The sequence below is a fragment of the Maribacter sp. MMG018 genome (assembly GCF_018100785.1).
Lineage (GTDB): Bacteria > Bacteroidota > Bacteroidia > Flavobacteriales > Flavobacteriaceae > Maribacter.
On the sequence record NZ_JAGJEC010000001.1, the window covers coordinates 1,182,954 to 1,205,030 of the forward strand.

16 protein-coding genes are annotated in these 22,077 nt (G+C 42.1%); 3 read left to right on the forward strand and 13 right to left on the reverse strand.

Annotated elements, in window-relative coordinates; translation table 11 throughout:
- Nucleotides 1–17: 17 nt before the first annotated feature.
- Nucleotides 18–1,160, forward strand: a complete 1,143-nt coding sequence (locus J8L85_RS05090; RefSeq protein WP_211015179.1) for an aldose epimerase family protein — start codon at nucleotides 18–20, stop codon at nucleotides 1,158–1,160.
- A gap of 134 nt (nucleotides 1,161–1,294) precedes the next feature.
- On the opposite strand, the gene J8L85_RS05095 is transcribed toward J8L85_RS05090, so the two are convergent.
- The 10 genes from J8L85_RS05095 to J8L85_RS05140 form a co-directional block, all read right to left on the reverse strand.
- The gene (locus J8L85_RS05095; protein WP_211015181.1) at nucleotides 1,295–2,374 is read right to left on the reverse strand and encodes an ABC transporter permease; all 1,080 of its coding nucleotides are present in this window, start codon (nucleotides 2,372–2,374) and stop codon (nucleotides 1,295–1,297) included.
- Nucleotides 2,371–3,333 (reverse strand): ABC transporter ATP-binding protein, encoded by a 963-nt coding sequence (locus tag J8L85_RS05100; protein WP_211015183.1) that lies wholly within the window; start codon nucleotides 3,331–3,333, stop codon nucleotides 2,371–2,373. Before J8L85_RS05100 ends, J8L85_RS05095 begins: the two co-directional genes overlap by 4 nt.
- The gene (locus J8L85_RS05105) at nucleotides 3,333–4,481 is read right to left on the reverse strand and encodes an NEW3 domain-containing protein (protein WP_211015185.1); all 1,149 of its coding nucleotides are present in this window, start codon (nucleotides 4,479–4,481) and stop codon (nucleotides 3,333–3,335) included. Before J8L85_RS05105 ends, J8L85_RS05100 begins: the two co-directional genes overlap by 1 nt.
- A 77-nt stretch (nucleotides 4,482–4,558) precedes the next feature.
- A complete protein-coding gene (locus J8L85_RS05110; RefSeq protein ID WP_211015187.1) occupies nucleotides 4,559–5,521 on the reverse strand; it encodes a DUF4340 domain-containing protein in 963 nt (320 codons plus the stop codon).
- Between the two features lie 23 nt (nucleotides 5,522–5,544).
- Nucleotides 5,545–7,047, reverse strand: coding sequence for a Gldg family protein (locus tag J8L85_RS05115; protein ID WP_211015189.1), 1,503 nt, complete (start codon nucleotides 7,045–7,047; stop codon nucleotides 5,545–5,547).
- A 15-nt stretch (nucleotides 7,048–7,062) separates the two neighbouring features.
- On the reverse strand, nucleotides 7,063–7,785 hold the full coding sequence (locus J8L85_RS05120; protein WP_247656559.1) for an ABC transporter permease subunit: 723 nt from the start codon (nucleotides 7,783–7,785) through the stop codon (nucleotides 7,063–7,065).
- Between the two features lie 2 nt (nucleotides 7,786–7,787).
- Nucleotides 7,788–8,717 (reverse strand): ATP-binding cassette domain-containing protein, encoded by a 930-nt coding sequence (locus J8L85_RS05125; protein WP_211015191.1) that lies wholly within the window; start codon nucleotides 8,715–8,717, stop codon nucleotides 7,788–7,790.
- A 68-nt stretch (nucleotides 8,718–8,785) separates the two neighbouring features.
- Nucleotides 8,786–9,202 carry a hypothetical protein gene (locus tag J8L85_RS05130; protein ID WP_211015194.1) on the reverse strand — a complete coding sequence of 139 codons (417 nt, stop codon included), beginning with the start codon at nucleotides 9,200–9,202 and terminating at the stop codon, nucleotides 8,786–8,788.
- 492 nt (nucleotides 9,203–9,694) lie between these two features.
- Nucleotides 9,695–10,285 carry a porin family protein gene (locus J8L85_RS05135; RefSeq protein ID WP_211015196.1) on the reverse strand — a complete coding sequence of 197 codons (591 nt, stop codon included), beginning with the start codon at nucleotides 10,283–10,285 and terminating at the stop codon, nucleotides 9,695–9,697.
- A 46-nt stretch (nucleotides 10,286–10,331) separates the two neighbouring features.
- The gene (locus J8L85_RS05140) at nucleotides 10,332–11,219 is read right to left on the reverse strand and encodes a hypothetical protein (RefSeq protein WP_211015197.1); all 888 of its coding nucleotides are present in this window, start codon (nucleotides 11,217–11,219) and stop codon (nucleotides 10,332–10,334) included.
- Between the two features lie 190 nt (nucleotides 11,220–11,409).
- On the opposite strand from J8L85_RS05140, the gene dinB reads away from it, so the two are divergent.
- Entirely contained in the window at nucleotides 11,410–12,624 is a 1,215-nt protein-coding gene (gene dinB, locus J8L85_RS05145) for a DNA polymerase IV (protein WP_211015199.1), read from the forward strand.
- A 70-nt stretch (nucleotides 12,625–12,694) separates the two neighbouring features.
- Nucleotides 12,695–15,751, forward strand: a complete 3,057-nt coding sequence (gene dnaE, locus J8L85_RS05150; RefSeq protein ID WP_211015201.1) for a DNA polymerase III subunit alpha — start codon at nucleotides 12,695–12,697, stop codon at nucleotides 15,749–15,751.
- 402 nt (nucleotides 15,752–16,153) lie between these two features.
- On the opposite strand, the gene J8L85_RS05155 is transcribed toward dnaE, so the two are convergent.
- From J8L85_RS05155 to J8L85_RS05165, 3 genes are read right to left on the reverse strand one after another with little or no spacing between them, the layout of a single operon-like run.
- Nucleotides 16,154–17,605, reverse strand: a complete 1,452-nt coding sequence (locus J8L85_RS05155; protein WP_211015204.1) for a TolC family protein — start codon at nucleotides 17,603–17,605, stop codon at nucleotides 16,154–16,156.
- Nucleotides 17,598–20,840, reverse strand: a complete 3,243-nt coding sequence (locus tag J8L85_RS05160; RefSeq protein WP_211015206.1) for an efflux RND transporter permease subunit — start codon at nucleotides 20,838–20,840, stop codon at nucleotides 17,598–17,600. Before J8L85_RS05160 ends, J8L85_RS05155 begins: the two co-directional genes overlap by 8 nt.
- Nucleotides 20,841–20,862: 22 nt before the next feature.
- A complete protein-coding gene (locus J8L85_RS05165; protein ID WP_211015208.1) occupies nucleotides 20,863–21,945 on the reverse strand; it encodes an efflux RND transporter periplasmic adaptor subunit in 1,083 nt (360 codons plus the stop codon).
- Nucleotides 21,946–22,077 lie beyond the last annotated feature (132 nt).

Sequence of the window (22,077 nt, forward strand, 5' to 3'; positions counted from 1 at the left end):
TATGTATCCAATAAAAGATGAACAATACTCTAAAATTTTTAATGACAATATGTGCCATGGTAGGCATGTTCAATTGTGTAGGACAAGAATCGTCAAAAGGTACAATTCCATTAATAAAAAAGAAAGGGTTCCAAAAAACGATTAACGGAAAATCCGTAGAACTTTATACTTTAAGAAATAGTAGTGGGTTAGTGGCCCAAATAACAAATTATGGAGGAAAAGTAGTTTCGCTATGGTCCCCTGACAAGGATGGTAATTATGAGGATATTGTTTTGGGTTATCCTGACATAGACGGGTATTTATCGGCCAAGGAAAAATATTTTGGGGCACTTATAGGAAGGTATGGCAATCGTATCGGAAAAGGAAAATTTACTTTAGAAGGTAAAGAATACGTGCTGAACACTAATAATGGGGAAAATCATTTACATGGGGGTGATATTGGGTATGATGCAGTCGTTTGGAACGCTGTTCAACCAGATGGGCAGACGTTGGTACTAACGTACGTGTCGGCGCATATGGAGGAGGGCTACCCTGGTAATTTGGAAATTAAGGTTCGCTATCGGCTTACCGATAATAACGAACTAAAAATAGAATATTGGGCCACAACCGATCAAACTACGGTTGTTAATCTTACCCATCACTCTTTTTTTAATCTAAAAGGAGCTGGAAAAGGAGAAATTACCGATCATTTATTACAGATTAATTCCAATTATTATACACCTGTAGACAAGGGGTTGATCCCGACCGGAATTATTGCAAGTGTTGAACATAGTCCTATGGATTTTAAGAAATTGACTTTGATAGGTAAGAGGATAGAAGATGATTTTGAGCAATTGAAATTTGGACTGGGCTATGATCATAATTGGGTGCTTAACGGAAATAAACCCCTTAATTGGGCGGCAAAGGTCGTTGAACCCGTTTCGGGACGAGTAATGGAGGTATATACGAACGAACCAGGACTTCAGTTTTACAGTGGTAATTTCTTGGACGGCACTATCATTGGAAAAGCAAACAGGGCATATAAATATAGGTCAGCCTTTTGTTTGGAAACCCAGCATTTTCCAGATAGCCCAAACAACCCTCATTTTCCTTCAACAATATTAAATCCGGGAGAGGAGTATTATTCGGTATGCATCTATAAATTTTCAGTGACCGAATAGTCATTAAATTTTATGGTGATATAAAAATAAAAAGGGCAACTTTTTACGGTTGTCCTTTTTTCATTATCACAATACAGGTAATACTATACTATCATCTTTACAGATTGTATTGGTGAAGTTAGGTTCAATTTAGATTACCCCCTCGAACGTATTTCACGTTTCATAAACAATATATACGACAACAAGAAACACAGCAAGGTCAAGGCAATGAGACCCGTAAACTGGGGCCAGACCAATAAAATGCTCTGCCCTAGGGGCAAGCTGCTAGGGATGGCCCCTTGCATCTGCTCCATGGTCAAGGGGCCCAAACTACGTACCGAGGGTACCAAAATGGCCGAGGTAATTTCATCGAACAGCTCGTTTGGCATTATCTGGACTAAATAGAATTTCAGTTTTTGGTAGAAGTAGATGGCTTTTGGGGAGGCGTATTGCGAAGGTTCGTATCCCTTAATGATCAGATTGGCGATCATAGGGTAGAATATAGTGAAGAACAACCATACTGCTATGCCCGATAGTGCCGAGGTGGCCGGTTGCCGAAACCGTACCGAAAAAAGTATGGACAGGTTCAGCCAAAAGGAAACATATACAATGCTCAGTATCGTGTACACGATAATACGCATAAATTCTTCTGCCGTTGGAGGAATGCCGATGGCTATTAATCCAGAGCCCATGACCAAGAAACTTAAAGTAAAGAACATAAGGCTGATTACGATGATACCCGCCAGAAATTTGGCATTAAGAATACTGTCCCTGGGAACGGGCTGTGCCAAGATACGGCTTAAGGTTCCCCTGTTCTGCTCCGAACTTATGGCGTCGAAGCCGAGGCTTATCCCGAACAAGGGGCCTAAGAACCCTACAAAAACAAAGTAGGGAGGCAAAGTGCCGTCCGATTTGGTGAACAGGTTCAAGAAAAAGAAATTGTTTTCCGAATTATTGTTTACAAGAACCTTCATTCCGTCGGACAAAGTAGAAAAAAGAGTCCCCAAACAGGCCAAGGTTATAATGGCGAAAAGGATTATAAAACGCCAGTTGGTAATGTGGTCGGTTATTTCCTTCTGTACCATGGCCTTAAAGGGACTTAAAACCAACGAACGGTCGTTTTCGGCGGTTTCTTTCCTAAGAAAACGAAAGGGATTTGTCGGAAAATTGAATGATGGAATCTTTATGATAGTATTTAGCCTATCTATCCCCGATTTTAATAGTGTACTTTTCATATCTGTTTTTCTTCCTGAAAATATTGATGATAAATATCGTCCAGACCATATTCCTTCTTACTTAAGGAATGAAGGCCGTAACCAGAATTAACGACTAAACGGGATACCGGTACCGACATGTCCTTTTTAGACGTTATTACAAATCGCCCATCGTGCATCTGCACTTGGGCGACCCCTTCCATTTCTTCCATTTTCTGCGCCAGTTCCTTCATTGATAGGGAAGTTTTTTCCGTTTCGGCAACAGATCCTTCAAGGGTGTGGGCGTTTTTAGAGAACAATTGCTCGGCCAAGGAGCTGATTTTTCCTTCGGCCAATAATTTTCCTTTGACAAAAATGCCTACCCGATCACAGAGCTGTTGTACCTGGTGTAGATGGTGCGAAGAGAACAGAACGGTAATTCCCTTCTTTCTACTAAGATCTACGATCAGTTGAAGAAACTTTTTTACCCCCTCGGGATCAAGTCCTAAGGTGGGTTCGTCGAGTATAATTACTTTTGGCTTTTTTATCAGCACGTCCGCGAGTCCTAGGCGTTGGCGCATTCCTCGAGAATAACTGGCGACCTTCTTGTCTTTTGCTTCTGTCAAACCTACTTCGTCCAAAGTTTCCAAGGCGGTCTTTTGGGCCTCTTCTATAGGGATATTGTTAAGGCGTGCCACGTACATCAGATTTTGTAAACCAGTGTAATCGGTATAAAAACCGACATCTTCGGGTAGGTAGCCGACCTTTCTTTTTACTTCTAAAGGATATTTGCTACTGTCTATACCACATACCTTTACGCTACCGGAATCTATTTCGGTAAGCCCTAAAAGCATAAGAATGGTGGTCGATTTACCCGCCCCGTTTGGTCCTAACAACCCAAAAATCTCGCCTTTTTCTACAGAGAGCGTCAAATTATCTACCGCAACATACTCCCCGTACTTTTTCGTCAATCCAATTATTTCTATACTCTTTTCTGCCATTATCGTCTTCCGTATTTTTTAAACAGGTAATAAATGGCCCCTAATGTTCCAAGTATAATTAAGATACCTACCCAGCCCCATAACAAAGGGGTCTTTACTAAAAACCTGATAGCTGCGGTAGAGGCTACTTCAGGGGTCTTGGCCGTAATTTTTGGTAGGTAGTCTCCGGGAACGGCCTTGTCGGCAGCTTTTATGGTAGCCGTAATTTTTTCTTGTCCACCAGCTTTTATATGGGGTATGGTATCTGGTTCAATAGAAACTTCCCAGTCTTTAGGTTTGTTAGAGCTAAACGTAACATTTTTTAATTCGCTGGATCCGGTATTTCTTACCAAAAGTTCCATTTTCTTTTCTCTTCCAGAAGTAATACTGGAACTTAATAGCCCTGTGGGTGTGGTCAGCTCCATATCATAAGAGCCCTTGATCACCACTTCTAGTTCTAGTTCGGCCGTGGTATACTTATTGGTAGCCTTCAAAGGTATTTTATAAGAACCTGCTTTTACTATTGAAGAAGGGGTTACTTCTACTTTGATATTAGTCGTTTTTCCAGGTGCTATCTCCACCGCCGTCGCCTGTCTGGCATTTGGTTTAAAGGCTACGTTCCAGCCCCGAGGTGGTGCTGCCAATAGAGAATATACCTGCTTTTCGCCCGTGTGGTTCTTTAATTTTGTAGAGAAATTGAAGTTAGATTTTGAATGCCCTTCCATATTGATCTGATCGGAAGTGAACTCGGTCTTAAAAGTTCCTTCTTCCGATACGTTTATGGTAATGGGAAGTACGTCATAATTTTTTGCGATCAATCTAATATTGTACTTTCCTTTTTCTACTTTCAACGGTACGTTTACCGTTAAATCGATGTCTTTTTTTTCACCGGGCAACACAGCTATTCGTTTAATGGTATAGCCCCCGGCCTTTAAGGTAGAGCTCCAATCTTCCGGTAGGCCCGTAAGACTAATTTCAACATCCCTTAGTTGGCTGCCGTAGTTCTTCACCTGAACGGTATAATCGATAGATTCTCCCGGTGGTACCGAAATATTGGTGTACGGGGTATATAAGGTGATGCCGTTACCGGCCATGGCCACAGGGCTGTATAAAAATATAAGTGTGACAAAAACCAATAATGTTTTAAGATTTAATTTAATGGATTTCATAGTGTGTAATTTATATGTCATTAAAAAGCTAAAAGTTTGGGCCGAGATGCCGGCTGGTTTATAGTTTGTGATCTTGATTATTCTTTTTCTTTTATGAAATATTTCCTATCAACGAACAATCGTTTGTACAGACCTGTAGAATCACTCTTAACATAGGTTTCCGGATGTTGTGATGAGTGAAGCAGAAATTTGTTTTCCACGCTGTCAACATAAGCCTTAACAACAATGTTGTCCATAGATTTTCCACTAATGGTCATAGTTCTATAAGCTTCTTCTTTTGGGGTAAACCCATCTGCAAATTGAGAGCTGCTCTGATTGCGTAAAATATTGAGATAACGGGCCACTTTTATAGAGTCTGGTCGTATGCCCATAATGGTCCAGATAGAGTCTTTTTTTTGAAGGGTAAAATCTTCTTGGCCATCCTGTTCAAATTTTACTTCTGTAATGTCCTCCTTGTTCAATTTTATAAATTCAGGATTCCTCCATGTATTGAACTTACGGTCAAAGGCACTCGAAATCTGATTTTTTAGAGTGTAGCTCTCGGGTTTGTCGTTTATCCGAAAGTAGGTGTACCCTTTCATGGATGCTCCTCCGTACTGCGATGACGCTCCTTGTTCATAAGATGTTTTTCCGAAGTAGAGAGTATTTATTTTGCCTCCATCTTTTTCTTGGATCTCTAGTTTTCTGGCCAAGGAATCTGTGAGTTCATAGGTAGCCCATTTGTCCGCTGTTTTTGCGACCAGTCGTTGGGCCTTTATATCTTGTAATTGCCCAAGGGCACTTTTTACCAATGTTTGGCTCGCTTTAGATTTGATGTTGCCCTGTGAAACTTCCCATCCATTTTTCGACCTTGAAATATGAATAGGTTCTTCGGCCTTTTCGGCCGGTGGGTATATGGTAAGTTTTTCTATTGCTGAGGTATCCAATTGTATGACCTCTGGGTTAAAAGTGGTGCTACTGTTCTTTTTAAAGTAATTGGTGGAAACATAAAGCAGTACCAATACCACCAATATCGCGATCAATATCTTGTTTTTTTTCATGGGTTATGGTTTTGTTGTAGCGATCATTCGTAGTTTTCTTCCAGTCTTTTGCTGCGTTTGTTTTTGTTCATCTGCATACGTACTATGCCGTAGACAATCACCAAAATAATGGGCAAGAGAAAATTGGCATATTTTAAAGTGGTTTTGGTTCCTTCCTCTAATTTGTCCAATGGTCTGTACCGTACTCCTTTTGTCCTAAGATCTATCAATCCTGTATCGTCGCTCAACCAATCTATGGCGTTGACCATAAGGTTTATATTGTCGGCCTGTAGTGTTCGTTGACCGTCGCTAACTGGAAAATCTCCGTCGGAAACCACAAAAATGCGCGAACGGTTTCCGTTGGAATGGGTTTGCTCCAACACTCCTGCAACCACTTGGTTGGGGGCATTGAAATCATTATTGGTCCATTCTTTTTGGATATTGAAATACTGGGGTGCGGGCAGTACTCCCGAGTTATCCGATGAAAAGGCGAGCGGGGTAAAGGTGGTCAGCGAATCTTTGGCGGTAAACTTCAATGAACTGGCAAACTGCATTACCACGGCATCTAAGCCCTTGGTACTTGGGTGGTCTGCAAATTTACTGATGATGGGTGCATAGGGGAAGGCAACGTTCGTCGTAAAATTAAAGAAGCCTTGTCGCTGTTGTACCGATATATTGGCACATTGGGCATCGATGACAAAATTCGAACCTATTGTAAGTCCTTTTTCGTTCAGCCATTTTTCTACTCCCGTACCGATAGCATTGCCAAATGTGTTGTTGAGGTTTCCGTTTACCCGGTTCAGTGCAATGAACAAATTCCCCCCGTTTTCCAAAAACGCATCTAATTGCTTTAGGGTGCCATCACTGACGGTATCGGTGGGTCGTACCAAGGCCAATGTTCTTATTTCTTCAGGTGCGGGCACACTGTCGTTTAAGGTGACCGACTTAAAGTCGTACAACACGTCCAAGGCTGTTTTTACTTGTGCGAGTTCCCCAATAGTGGCCTGTCCGTAGCCCTGTAAAAGTCCTACCTCGGGTTTATCGGTTACCGATATCTTTTTTATCGAAGACGACAAAAGGTACTCCAAGGGTGCTCCCGGCTGTACAAAGGGAATAACCTCTTTACGGTCTTCCAATTGCAAAACGGCTCCCAAAAAGGCCTTTTGTTGTTTCATCTGGTCCTTTTCGCGAACGTTGATCATGACGGGGTTAATGCCAGCTTCCATAGCCTCGCGTTCCAATGCCTCGTTCTCGTTGGGGTTTATAAAGGTGTAGATAAGGTTGTCGTCGGAATGTCGCGCATACTCGATCAAGTATTCTTCGAAATTGTTTTTGGTCTTGGCGATGTCGGGCGGCAGATTCTCAGAAAAATAGGCCTTTACGGTAATAGGGTTTTCTAAGGATGCCATAATGTTTTCCGTGGCATCGCTTAGGGTATATTGCTTATCTTCTGTGAGATCCAACCTAAAAAAGTATTGTTTTGATACCAAGTTGGCAAACACCAAGATCACGATGATCAAGACAATGGTTATGTTCGTTTTTTTCATTGGATGTACTAGCGTTTATGAAATATGTCTTTTAGAAAGGGACCATTCACCTAGGTACAGCCCCAGCACGGTTATGGAAAAAAAATAGACCAGGTCTTTGGAGTCCAAAACCCCTCGTGAAACGGATTCAAAATGTGATTGAAGGTCCAAAGTATCGAAGAATTGCCCCAGGCTTCCGGTAAAGTTATGGGCCAATACCCCAAAAATAATATGGAAAAAGAGACCAATGAACAGGGTGGTCATAAAGGCCACAATCTGGTTGGTGGTAATGCTACTCGCAAAAATACCTATAGCGGTGTAGGCCATACTTAGCAGCAGTAGGCCCAAGTAACCACAAATGGTTCCGCCGTTGTCTAAATTCCCGATATTGGAAACCGTAATAACATAGGGCAAGGTGGCTGCCAAGGCAATACAGACCAGCAATATAGATCCCAGAAACTTGCCAAGGATCACTTGCCTGTCCGATACCGATTTGGTCAAGAGTAGTTCTAACGTGCCTGTTTTTCGCTCTTCGGCCAGCATTTTCATGGTAATGGCGGGAATAAAGAAGAAGAGACTCCAAGAGGCAATGTTGAAAAAGACTCGAAGGTTGGCCTGTCCTACCAAAAAAACATCGTTTCCGTAAAGCCAAGTGAAAAACCCGCTGAAGCCTAAGAAAAGAACAAGGATAATATAGGCAATGAGCGAGTCGAAAAAGGTCGCCAGTTCACGTTTGGCGATGGTCCATATGGTATGCATGTCTAATTTACCGTTAAGTTTCTAAATATGTCTTCAAGTTTGGTTTCCAAAGGAGTCAGTTCGGTCAGTACCCATTTTTTATCCACACAGAGCTTAAAGATGTTCCGTTTAGACGATTGTTGGGCGATACTTTGTACTTCGAAAAGGTTTTCTTCCCGTTCTATCAGATCCACGTCCTGTACCGTATCCAAGTCGCTTAAGGCCTTTGCAATGGTTTCGGCCTTGGCGTCTTCTATGCGCACCTTTAACACCTCGTTGCCTTGGGCTTGTTTTCTAAGGGTTTCGGGCGTTCCGTTCGCGACAATGCTGCCCCTGTTGATGATGAGGATGCGGTCGCAGGTGGCTTCCACTTCGGGTAAGATGTGCGTGCTAAGTATAACGGTCTTTTCCTTGCCCAGGTCGCGGATCAATTTTCGGATCTCGATAATCTGGTTGGGATCCAGCCCCGTAGTGGGTTCGTCCAAAATCAATATTTCGGGGTCGTGGATCATGGCTTGGGCGAGTCCCACGCGCTGACGATACCCTTTGGATAGCTCCCCTATTTTTTTGTGTTTTTCGCGGTTGAGTCCGCATAGGCCGATCATTTCCCGAATCCTATCCTTGATGTTTGCCTTTTCTACCCCTTGTAGGGCGGCACAGAACTCTAGATAGTCGATGATGGGCATATCCAGATACAAAGGATTGTTTTCCGGTAGGTAGCCAATGTGCTGTTTAAAGTTGCTCTCGGGGTCGGTCACACTTTTGCCACCGATTCGTATATCTCCCTTTTCGATGCCGATATAACCGGTGATCATTTTCATGGTGGTGGATTTTCCTGCTCCATTAGGACCAAGAAATCCGAGTACCTCTCCGGTTTTAACATCAAAGCTGATGTCGTTTACGGCTTTTTGAGGGCCGTAGGTTTTGGTTAGTTTTTCGATTTGTATATCCATGCTCGGTATGTGACGTTTAGTTCAATTGAATACGGGTTAAAGATTGCTGTACCATTTTTCTTTTAGCTTTAGTTGGCGGTTAACCTATTGGATAGAAAAGATGATTTAGCTGATCGCACGGTGTTATTTGTTTTAGGTTCTTTGGATAGATGTATTTTTAATACCCCATGGTGAAACCGCACGGTATGTATATGGCAATGTTGTTTGTCGGGAAGTCGGATCTGAAAATCGATATCTTTTCCATATCCTTCGTACGACATAGATCCACCGTAATAATCGTAGCTGTTTTTAGGATTTTTTATTTTTAGATGAAGGACCCCGTTTTGTACCCTCACGGAATGGTTATATTTAGTAAGAAAATTGGCCGAGATAAGAATATGTACACCTGTATTCTCCAATTTCATTTGAAATTTTTTGAATCTTAGCGGTGGAAAAGAATGAAGTCTTTGATGTTTTTCTTTCTTGGTTTTGTTCAATGATTCCATAACTATTTTTTTAAATTATACTTTGCTTTAAAAAAGTATTCTTCTAAAGAAACAGAATGATGAAATATTTTTTTTCGAGGGTTGAAGAGCGCTATTATACCCCTAGGTAGGGTGTTCTTATCTTAAGAAAAGGCGATTACCTTCATCTGTAGAATTTGAATTCAAAATTATTGTTCTCCGAATGAAATGTAAAAGGTAGGTGCTGTAAAAACACCGTTATAAAAGAAGGTTGTGAATCTTGCCCACTTTTTGTGTTATTTGACAATAGATTGCCTAATTTTTTTTGAATAGGCAGAACAGAAAACGCGGGCAAAAAATCGTCTTCATGTCTACTAAATGGCATAGTATCGCTATTTCAAATTCTGAATAAAAATAAAAATTTAGAAAATACACTAAAAGTTAAAAAATGTAAAAAAGACATCTTTATCTTGGTTTTTGGGGTAAGAAAAGAACCTATTTTAAACAAATGTCTTTACTAAAATGAAGAGGGAATTAAAAATTCAGCTTATACAAAGCCCCGATTTGTATGACCCGGTTTAATTGATTGTTTTCATTGTTGTTGCCATATTGTCCGTCATCGTTAAAATCAAGGTCTATAAGTCCTTGCTTGTATCGTAGTTCAAGAGCAAGTCCAAAATCGAATTCGATACCTATTCCTCCAAATACGGCTAGGTCTATCGGGGTAACTTCAAAATTGTCACCATCACTATTGATCAGGTTTATAAAATTATCATTGAAATTAAAATCTATGCTAGGGCCTAAGATGAAATGAAAATGCCCTCCTTCCGTAAATATTTTATTGGCAACACTTATATACAGGTAGTTGATGTCGATATCGTCAAGCTCGGGAATTTCAGATTTTCCTCCTTGTTTAGAATAGGTGATTTCTGGTTGTAGGGCATACGTGTCATTAAATTGTATCGCTAATGCTACACCGGCGTATGGGGCATATTTGCTATGTAGGTTAGAGTTGAGGACCTTACTGCTGTTAAGTCCCATACGTAGTGCCATTTTTGTTTTTTCTTGAGAAAATACGGTTGTAGAAGAAACAATTAAAAAAAGAATGAGCAGCTTTGTTTTCATATCAATGCTTTTTTATAATAGGATGATTTATATGATAAATAGACGTCTATTTAACTACGTTGATCATTACGGCCTCGCAACTTTTTAAGTCTGAATTTAAGATAATGTTTTCAGATTTTTTCCCGTCCGTTATTTCTATCGCTACAGTGTTTGGGGGAGAATCACCTAAATTATGGGCGTAAAGGAACAGGTCGTTAGATTTGTTAGGGTCTAATTTAATCTGAAACTCTTTTTTCCAGTAGGTCAGATAATATTTAGATACTACCGGGGTGCCGTTTAAATATATAGAAACGATATCGCCGTCCTGTCTGCCATGGTCCCATATTTTAACACTTATGGTTTCACTGTCGAAAGTAAATTCTTTGGTATATGATATTTTTCTTCCATCGAATTCTTCACGTATGTTAGGGGTAGGTGCATTGGTCTCTATAGCCGATGTCACAGTTGTTGTGGTCGATGCCGCTTTGCTTTTCTTTTTGGCCCTTCTTCTTTTTTCTTTTTTACTAAGCCCTCGTTTTTCTATTTGGGCGAGTTCATGTTTCTTTTTTAGTTCGTCCGATGCTTTATTTGTTATAGAGAAAAAAGGAGTTACGAATTTTGCAATTTGATATTTGTCTTCTGGAAACAATTCGATCCCTACAACTTGGTACCGATCTCCAGAACCTATATTTTTTGCAAGCTCTATTTCTTTTGAAATACCGTTGTTCTCAAAAGAGCCCAACTCTTGAACCACCATTTCGTTTCTGACCAGAAAAAAACGAATAGATTTATTCGGGGCTATATTTTCGGTATTCCAACGAAGGGTTACTTTTTCGGGTATATTCCAGACTGTTCCCTGTGCGGGATCTGTTATCGATATTGCCGATTTTTCTTGTTGGCAAAAGATTGCCGTTGAAAATAGACTAAAGAGTAGGGGAACAAATAAAGATTTCATATGACGAAAATAAAGCAAAATATACGAATAGCTTTTTGACCTTGATTAATAAAGAAAGAGTTTGGTTGAATCTATAACGCTATTTATATGGAAATGTTGAACACTATTAGGATTATTAAAATTTAAAATGGAATAATTCCAATATTTTGGAATTATTCCATAAATTAGCTATCCGATTTTAAGGATAGTTATGCAAAAGACCATTTTACATCTGGACCTTGATACGTTTTTTGTATCCGTAGAGCGCCTTGTCAATAGCGAATTGAAGAATAAACCGTTATTGGTAGGTGGGTTGAGCGATAGGGGCGTGGTCGCGGCCTGTAGCTATGAGACCCGCGGTTATGGGGTGCATTCCGGTATGCCCATGAAAATGGCCAAGGAACTGTGCCCCGAGGCGATTGCCATAAAGGGCAATGCGGGTACCTATAGCAACTATTCCGACATGGTTACCGAGATTATCAAGGAGCAGGTACCCCTTTTTGAAAAATCGAGTATCGATGAGTTTTACGCCGACCTAACGGGAATGGATCGTTTTTTTGGCTGCTACAAATACGCTTCGGAGCTGCGCCAACGGATCCTTAAGGAAACCGGATTGCCTATTTCTTTCGGACTTTCGGTCAACAAGGTAGTCTCTAAAGTGGCCACTAACGAGGCCAAGCCCAATAACCAATTAAAGATAGATTACGGCTTGGAAAAACCCTTTCTTGCCCCCTTGTCCATCAAAAAAATACCCATGGTGGGCGATAAGACCTACCAAATGCTCAGAAACCTGGGGCTGCGGCAGGTGCGTACCATACAAGAAATGCCCATAGATGTCATGCAACGGGTCTTGGGCAAAAACGGAAGGGTCATATGGAAAAGGGCCAATGGTATCGATCATACCCCCGTGGTTCCGTTCTGTGAGCGAAAATCGATCTCTACCGAACGCACCTTTGACAAAGACACGATAGATGTGGTGAAATTAAAGGGCATTCTCATTGCAATGACCGAGAACCTGGCCTATCAGTTGCGGCGGGGGGAAAAGTTGACGGCCTGTATCGCGGTCAAGATCAGGTACTCCGATTTCAATACCTATTCAAAACAGATGCGTATTCCCTATACCAGTGCCGATCATATTTTGATACCCAAGATCCTGGAGTTGTTCAAGACCTTGTACAACCGCAGGTTGTTGGTGCGCTTGGTGGGCATCCGCTTTAGCCACTTGGTATCGGGCAACTACCAGATCAACCTATTTGACGATACCGAAGAGATATTGAACCTGTACAATGCGATGGACCATATTCGAAAGCGCTATGGCGATAAGAGCGTGATCCGTGCCTCGGCCATGGGCGCACGAACGATTGGGAGAATGCAGAACCCCTTCGATGGCCGACCGCCGATCGTATTGGCCCATAGAAAACAATAATAGTGGTAAGGCCACTGGAATATAGTCGGATCACTTGCGATTGCCATAATCAATAGATACATCAACGAAATTGTACTTAAACTGTCATACATATTACAGCCTTCGCTACGGAACCTTTTCCGAAAAGGAGCTCTTGCAGCTGGCCCGTGAAAATGAGGTGACACAGTTGGCATTGACCGATATAAACAATACGTCGGCCTGCCTTAATTTTGTGCGTTTGGCCCCGAATTACGGGGTCAGGCCCATTCTGGGCATCGATTTTCGAAATGGTGCCGAACCCTGTTTTATCGGTATTGCCAAAAACAATGAAGGCTACCTCGAACTGAACGATTTTCTGTCGGAACACTTGTACGAAGGAAAGAAGTTTCCGGTGGTGGCGCCCAAGTTCAAACATGCCTATGTGGTATACCCCTTTGAGATGGTACTGCTCAACGAGATGTCGGTCTTTAAGGAAAACGAATACATTGGTATATCGATCGCCGACCTGCGAAAATTGCCTTTTTCGAGATTGTCCGGGTTAAAGGATAAGTTGGTGGTGCAACAGCCCGTAACCTTTCGCAACAAAAGCGATTTCAATGCACACCGCCTGCTGCGGGCCATCGACAACAATGTGCTGCTCAGCAAGCTGGACAAAAGCGAGGAGGCGAATGAGGACGAAAAGATGTTCCCCATAGGTAATTTGGCCGCGGCCTTTTCGGAGCATGCCCATATCTTGGAGAATACCGAACGGTTGATGAATTCGTGCAGCATCTATTTTGATTTTTCTTCGGATAGGGAGCCCCAAAACTTGAAAACCTATCTAGGTACGAAGGAGGCGGATGAGGCCTTGCTGGAAAAGCTCTGCCAAGAAGGCTTGTCTTACCGGTATCCCGAAGGCGGGCCGGGTATCATGGAGCGCTTGCACAAAGAGCTGGAACTGATCAAGACCATGGGCTTTGTTTCGTATTTCCTCATTAATTGGGATATCGTTTCCGAAGCCCGAAGAAGAGGGTTTTTCTACGTAGGCCGCGGTAGCGGGGCCAATAGCATCGTGGCCTATCTATTGCGTATTACCGATGTGGACCCAATGGAGCTGGACCTGTATTTTGAACGGTTTATCAATTTATATCGGGTGAATCCCCCTGATTTTGATATCGATTTTTCGCATCGCGACCGTCCCGAGATGACGAAATATATCTTTGAACGCTTTGATCATGTGGCCCTATTGGGAACCTATGTCACCTTTAAGGAGAAAGGGGTGGTCCGCGAATTGGGCAAGGTGTTCGGGTTGCCAAAAAGTGAGATCGACCTGCTTTCGGAGGGCAGGTACGATCCCCAAAAGCTCGATGAGATCTCTCGGTTGGTGTTGAAATACGGTCGCTTGATCAACGGTATGCCCAACTATCTGAGCATTCATGCAGGGGGTATTTTGATCAGTGAAAAACCACTTCACTGGTTTGCCGCTACCCACCTTCCGCCCAAAGGGTTTCCGACCGTTCAGTTCGATATGGTAATCGCAGAGGATGCAGGACTCTATAAATTTGACATCCTTGGACAGCGCGGACTCGCCAAAATACGGGAGGCGGTGGATATTATCGGCTACAACCGACCCGATGAAATAAACTCGTTCGATATTCATGATGTGCGTAGGTTTAAGACCGATCGGTCAGTGAACGCGTTGATAAAGAGTGCGCAGTGCATGGGCTGTTTTTATGTGGAATCGCCCGCCATGCGGATGCTTTTAAAGAAATTGGAGGTCGATAATTACCTCGGTTTGGTGGCGGCGAGTTCCATTATTAGGCCGGGTGTCGCCAAAAGTGGTATGATGCGGGAGTATATTTTAAGGCACCGCGACAAGGGTAGGGCAAAAGAAAGGGCGCACCCAGTTATGCTCAATATTATGCCCGAGACCTATGGGGTCATGGTCTACCAAGAAGACGTAATTAAAGTGGCCCACCATTTTGCGGACCTTAGTTTGGGGGAGGCCGATGTACTGCGACGTGGGATGAGCGGTAAGTTCCGCTCCCGCGAAGAGTTTGAAAAAGTACGGTTGAAGTTTATAGACAACTGCCGAAAAAAGGGAGAGCCCGATAGTATTATCTTCGAGGTCTGGGAGCAGATCGCCAGCTTTGCCGGCTATGCCTTTGCCAAGGGGCATTCCGCATCCTATGCGGTCGAGAGCTACCAGACCTTGTTCTTACGGGCCCGTTTTCCGTTGGAGTATATGGTGGCCGTGCTCAATAACGGAGGCGGATTTTACCGTCCCGAGTTTTATGTGCACGAGGCACGGATGTTGGGTGGCGTTATACATCCGCCCTGTATTAACAGAAGCTTTAATGCCAATGTAATCTATGGGAAGGATATTTTTCTGGGCTTTGGCTATCTGCGCGATCTGGAGCACAGGGTGTCGGAACGTATCATAAGGGAAAGGAAGGCTGGAGGACATTTTTCCTCCCTCGAGGACTTTCTCGATCGGGTAATGATTTCCATTGAACAAATTAGCATCCTGATTCGTATAGATGCCTTTCGGTTTACAGGGGCGAACAAACACCAATTGTTGTGGAAAGCGCATTTGTTCCTCAATAAAAACGCAAAAATCGACCACCCCAAGCTGTTTCCGCCCAAGCGGCAGAACTTTAAGATTCCCCAAATGCACACCACAGACCTAGAGGAGGCCTTTACCCAATTGGAACTTTTGGGTTTTTGCTTGTGCAGTCCGTTTGAACTGTTGGCCGAACCGCCCAAGAACCAGCGTTGTGCAAATGACCTGGAGCGGTTCCTGAACCGCTATATCGATATCTATGGCTATTTGGTCACCGTTAAGAATACCCGTACACACAATGGTAAACGCATGCATTTTGCCACCTTGATAGACCAACAGGGCAAGGTGTTCGATGTAGTGCTGTTTCCACCTGTAGCGGCCAAATATAGTTTTAGGGGGAAAGGGATTTACAGGTTTTACGGTAAGGTAGTGAGCGAATTCGGGTTTTTGAGTATCGAGGCCATCAAGATGCAAAAACAAGATTATGTGCAAGATCCCCGCTATGCCGATATGAAAACGAGTGCCAAGGTTTTTATAGACAATAAAGCGGATGCTTCTCGATTAAGTTCCAATTCGGAATTGGAAAATACCGATGTAGAATCGTGAATCGAGTATCTTCTTAAATCTGTAATGGACAATTTATGGTATACCGATTTTTGGTATAAAACCATTTGTGAAAATAGGTATAATTAGAGCGCAAGTAGTTTTAAAATAGGAATAGAGGCTTCCTCCTTTTAAAAGATATCAATGTATTGTTTCTTAGTACAGAAATAATAGTAAAGAATAAATGGCAAATAGTAATAAACACTTTCTCATAATCAATTTTGTTAAGATTGGGTTATTCTGATGTTGAATTTATATGGTTCTTTATGTTTTGTTAAATTTTTTCGGAAATCTGGATATATATTCGATAAAGTGTTGTTTTTATGACCCTTTATCGGAAAGACGCAAAAAGAAAAAGCCTCCGATTTCTCGAAGGCTTTTGTGAGGGTAAAAAATGAGATATGGCTAATTCCAACCTCCACCTAAAGCTTTATATATGTTCACCCTTGCGATTAATTGATCTCGTTTTGTTTCTACGAGCTCCATTTTTGACTCCAAAGCCTCTCGTTGGGTCAACAATACTTCTATATATTCTATTCTTGCCGATTTAAACAACTGCGTAGATAGATCTATAGATGCTGTAAGTGCTTCTACTTGATCGGCCTTTAGGTCGTAGGTTTTTTTAAGGTTATCTATGTTAGATAATTGATTGGCTACTTCTATATAGCCTTTTAATATAGATTTTTCATACTCATACACTGCCTGTATCTGCTTTGCATTGGCACTATTATAGGCGGCCTTAATGGCATTTCTGTTAATTAAGGGGCCTACGATATCTCCCACTGCCGAGTATAATAGTGATTCGGGTGTGCTGGTCAGGTATTTGGGTTTAAAAGCCTGTAACCCTACACCTGCTTTGATACCGACCGAAGGGTAAAAATTGGCCCTGGCCACTTTTATATCCAACTTGGCAGCGGCCAACTCGTACTCGGCCTGTCTAATATCAGGGCGATTTTGCAATAGTTGAGAAGGTATACCCGCATATATGGGGTCGATGGTATTCTCGATAAAATTATCGGAATTACGTTCTATATGCTTTGGGGTACTACCTATTAGAAAGTTGAGCTTGTTCTCTGTTTCAACGATTTCTTGTTGTACTTCAAATTTATGGCTCTGGTTTTTTAATACTTCGGCCTCGAATCTTCTAACGGCAAGTTCTGTAGCTCTTGCCGCTTGCTTTTGAAGTTTCACCATTTCGAGCGCGTTGGATTGAATTTCCAAATTTTGCTCAATAATGTTCAATTGGTTGTCCAACGCTAAAAGCTCGTAATAAGAATCGGCTATTTCTGCAATTAAACTGGTTACCATAAAGTTTTTACCCTCTATGGTGGACAAGTATTCGAGAACCGCCGCTTTTTTAGAGTTTCTTAGTTTTTTCCAAATATCGAGTTCCCAAGAAGCGGAAAGACCCACAGAGTAATCGGTTAATGGCTCTGGGAATTCTTCTCCGTCCTTTATATCCAGATTCTTCTCTACAGCACCGTTACGGGTATATTCCCCGACTTTTTCGACTTCTGCACCGGCCCCGTAATTAATAAAAGGCAGGTATTCTCCCGTTCTGGTCTTCACCTCGCTTTGCGCAATATCGATTTGTTGCAACATGATGTTCAGTTCTTGGTTGTTTACCAAGGCGGTATCTATCAAGGCGATCAGATAGGGGTCGGAGAAAAAATCGCGCCATTTAACGGTTGCCGTATTGGTGGTGTCCGTTGATTGCGTCCGATAATTGTCCGGAAGATCTATATCCTCTTCTTTTAGTGTTTTTGTCGGCACACAAGAATAGAATATTCCGATTACCAGTATACAGACGACAATTGATTTTCGATTTTTTACGATATTTTTTATTTTCTTATTCATCGTCTTTTCTTTTGGTTAATTTTTTTAAGAGCTTTTTCATTTCAAGAAGAGCTTTAGCGGTTTTGCTTTCTCCTTCGCTATTTCGTATAAACTCTTCGGAGATAGGTTCTTGGTGCTCGTCTTTGATCAGGCTTCGCCCTTCTGCCATTTTACCAAAGATGTAGTATAGTCCTGGTATGACCAATACTCCGAAAATAGTACCGATAAGCATTCCTCCCAGGGCAGAACCGCCTATGGTCCTATTTCCTATAGCTCCGGCACCGGTAGCGATTACCAATGGAACTAGACCGGCGATAAAAGCGAAAGAGGTCATAAGAATAGGTCGGAACCTTGCTTTTGAGCCTTCTATGGCAGCTTCAAGTATGGTAGCTCCCTTTCTGTGTTTTTGAACGGCAAATTCTACAATAAGTACGGCGTTCTTACCTAATAGACCTACCAACATGATAATACCTATCTGGGCATATACATCGTTGGACAATCCCATCATTTTTAATAGTGCGAAAGAACCAAAGACCCCAACGGGTAATGATAGTATTACGGCAAAAGGCAATAGGAAACTTTCGTATTGTGCGGCAAGAACAAAATACACAAAGATCAATACGACCGCAAAAATGTAGATAGATTCGTTACCTCTACTGGCTTCGTCATAAGACAAACCTTCCCATGCAATATCGTATCCCCTTGGAAGCGATTGTTCGGCAACTTCCTGTATGGCCTTAATGGCATCTCCACTGGTATACCCCGGAGCCGGAAGACCACGGATGGCCGCCGAATTATATAGGTTGTACCTGGTTACCTCATTAGGGCCTAACTTTTTCTCCATTGTCATAAATGCGGAATAAGGTACCATTTCGCCCTCTTCATTTTTAACAAAGAGTTTTTCTAGGTCTGTAGGTAATGCCCTGTATTCTGGGGCAGACTGTGTATATACCTTAAAGAAACGACCAAATCGTATAAAACCCTGCTCATAGGTACTACCGATCAAAATGTTCAGGTTTTCCATGGCCTTGCCAATAGAAACTCCTTTTTGCATGGCAATTTTGTTATTGATCTTTAAATCGTACTGAGGGTAGTTGGCCGAGAAGAAGGTAAACAATCCTGTTAATTCTTCTCTTTTGGACAAGTTTTCCATGAACTCGTTGTTAATTCTTTCGAATTCATGATAATCGGTACCATTGGTCTTGTCCAACAATCGCATAGAGAAACCACCCGAAGAACCAAAGCCAGGTACAGCGGGTGGCTCAAAGTATTCTATCACCGCTCCTAGGTCTTTTGTTTCCTCTTCCAGTTCTTCCATGATTTCATGAACAGAGTGTTGTCTTTCTGACCATGGTTTTAGGTTGATCAAACAAGTACCGGCATTAGAACCACGACCTTCGGTCATAATTTCATAACCTGCCAACGAAGAAACGGATTCAACACCCTCTGTTTCTTCGCATATTTTTTGCAATTTTCTAGCTACTTCGTTGGTACGCTCCAAAGTTGCTCCAGGAGGTGTTTGTATAATGGCATAGATCATCCCTTGATCTTCATTGGGTATAAAACCGGCCGGTAATACTTGGTTCGTAAAGAAAATACCTGCACAGAACGCTATTAAAATTCCGAAGGTGACCATTCTACGGGCCGCAATTTTATTAAGTATGCCCACATACCCACCGGTAAGTCTTTCGAACCCTTTGTTGAACCAATCTATAAAACGATCAATAGGTGTTTTCTTTTTAGGCTTACCGTGATTGTTCTTTAACATCATGGCACAAAGAACAGGGGTAAGGGTCAAGGCAACCACGGCCGATATGACTATAGATCCCGCCATGGTTATAGAAAACTGTCGGTAGAAAACCCCGACCGGACCGGTCATGAACGAAACAGGGATAAATACCGATACCATAACAAGGGTTATGGCTATAATGGCACCACCGATCTCTTGTAGCACGGCTGCGGAAGCTTTGTAGGGCGTTAAATTTTCCTCTTCCATTTTTACGTGTACGGCCTCGACCACCACAATGGCGTTATCCACTACGATACCAATGGCCAAAACCAAGGCGAATAATGTAATCAGGTTTATGGACAGCCCAAATATCTGCATTACGAAAAATGCCCCTATCAATGAAACGGGTACCGCAATAATCGGTATAAGGGTGGAACGCCAATCACCAAGGAATAGAAACACTACAATGGCCACCAAAATAAAGGCGTCTCTAAGTGTATGCAATACTTGCTCTATAGAGGCATCCAGGAAATTGGATACATCATAGCTGATCTGAAAGTCTAGCCCTGGAGGCAAGTCCGTTTCCAGTTCGGCCAATTTGTCTTTCACGGCCGCGATCACATCACTACCGTTACTGCCAAAGGTTTGCTTCAATACAATGGAAGCAGAGGGGTGACCATCTAAATTGGAATAGATGTCAAAGAATTCACTACCGAGTTCTACATCGGCGACATCCGCTAGTTTAAGAATTTCTCCTTCTTCATTGGCACGTATAATAATATTCTCGTACTCCTCGGGCTCGTCATATCGGTCTTGGTAGGTAAGCACATATTCCAATGCCTGCGATTCTTTACCGGAACTTCTACCTATTCTACCCGGCCTCGCCAAGATACTCTGGTCTTCCATAGCTTCTAGCACCTCTTCGGCAGATACGTTATAGGCCCGCATACGGTCTGGTTTTAACCATACCCGCATGGCGTATTTACGGCTACCGAGAATCTTGGCACTTGCAATACCGTTTATTCGCTGTATCTCTGGAACTATTTTAGTGTATGCGTAGTTGTACAGAAACTTTTCATCATTATGGTTTTCTTTACTGTACAGGTTTACGTACATCAACATACTGGGCTGTACGGGGGTAATAATGACCCCTTCTCTTTGTACGAGCTCGGGCAACAATGGCATTACTTGGTCTACCCTTGTCTTTACCCGTACCACGGCCTGGTTGGGGTCGGTGCCGGGCTCAAAGATGACACGTAAGGTTCCTTCACCTGCACTGGTCGCATCCGAAGCGATATATCTCATTCCCTGAACACCGTTAATGGCGGTCTCTAAGGGGATAAGGGTTGATTTTACCAAAACATCGGCGCTGGATCCTGGGTAGGCAATAAAAATATTTACTGTTGTTGGGGCAATTTGAGGAAACTGGGAAATAGGTAATTGATTAATAGCCAGTAAACCTGTAAAAACGATTATGACCGAAATGACGATAGCCAATACCGGTCTATGTATAAATTTTTTGAACATATCTTTTTAAGATTTGTGTTGACTACTCAGTGTATAAGGCCAGCTGTGAAATAACAGTGTTGGGTTCCACAAAATCGGTGTTGATTTTTTCGTTGTCCTTTACCATCCGTATGCCTTCGAGTAATATTTGATCGTTCTCGGATAATCCTTTTTCAACTACAAAAAGATGAGGTAATTCTGCTCCTATGGTAACTTCACGTTGTCTAACTACATTATCTTTATCCACGACAAAAACATACTTCTTGTTCAAGACTTCAAAAGTTGCTTTTTGGGGTATAAGCATGGCATTTTTAAAAGGTACGGTCATAAGAACGCTGCCTGTTTCGCCATGTCTTAATATTCTATCTGGATTTGGAAAAGTGGCCCTAAAGGCGATATTACCGGTTTCGTGATTAAATTCTGCTTCTATGGTCTCTACAACACCTTTTTGGTTAAATTCCTTGTTGTTGGCCAAAAGCAGGCCTACTTCTTTTTTGTTGTCCTTGTCGGTACTGGTAATGTAATCTAGGTATTCTGCTTCGGGTACATTGAAATATACCCACATTTTGCTGTTGTCGGATAGGGTGGTCAAAAGTTCTCCTTCGTCTAAAAGACTTCCTTCCCGTACATGCAAATGATCCATAATACCGTCAAAAGGCGCGCGTATATCTGTAAAACCTAGATGGGTCTTGGCAAGTGAAACTTCGGCCTTTGCCTTTTCTAAAGTGGCCTTGGCCAAAGAAAGTTCATTCTCCGATACCACGTTGCCATCGGCCAATAATTGGGTATTCTCGAATTCTATTTCGGCCATTTTGGCTTCTGCTTCTGCTTTTGAAAGGTCTGCTTGGTATACGTTTGGCATTATGTAGAACATTTTTTGCCCTTTCTTTACAGACTGGCCCTCGTCTACATATATTTCATTTAAGTAGCCTTTTTCCAAAGCTCGTACTTCTATGTGCCTTATGGCGTGTATCTGACAGACATAATCTTTGGTGATAGATGTGTCTTTTTTTATCGGTTTTGTCACCAAGAACTTTGTTTCGTCTTTGTGGTGTTCTTTTGTTTGGTTACAACTGGTTAGGCTTATCAATACGAATAAGCCCATAATCATGGGAACTTTCCTCATAATATTATATTTAGATAATTGGTTAAACTGAAAATGTTTGGGTAATACCTAGAAAGAATAGAAGGCACTACCGTATAGGCCTATTTCTTAGGTTTAATAATCGTCAAAGAGATACTGTGACGTTACAATAAA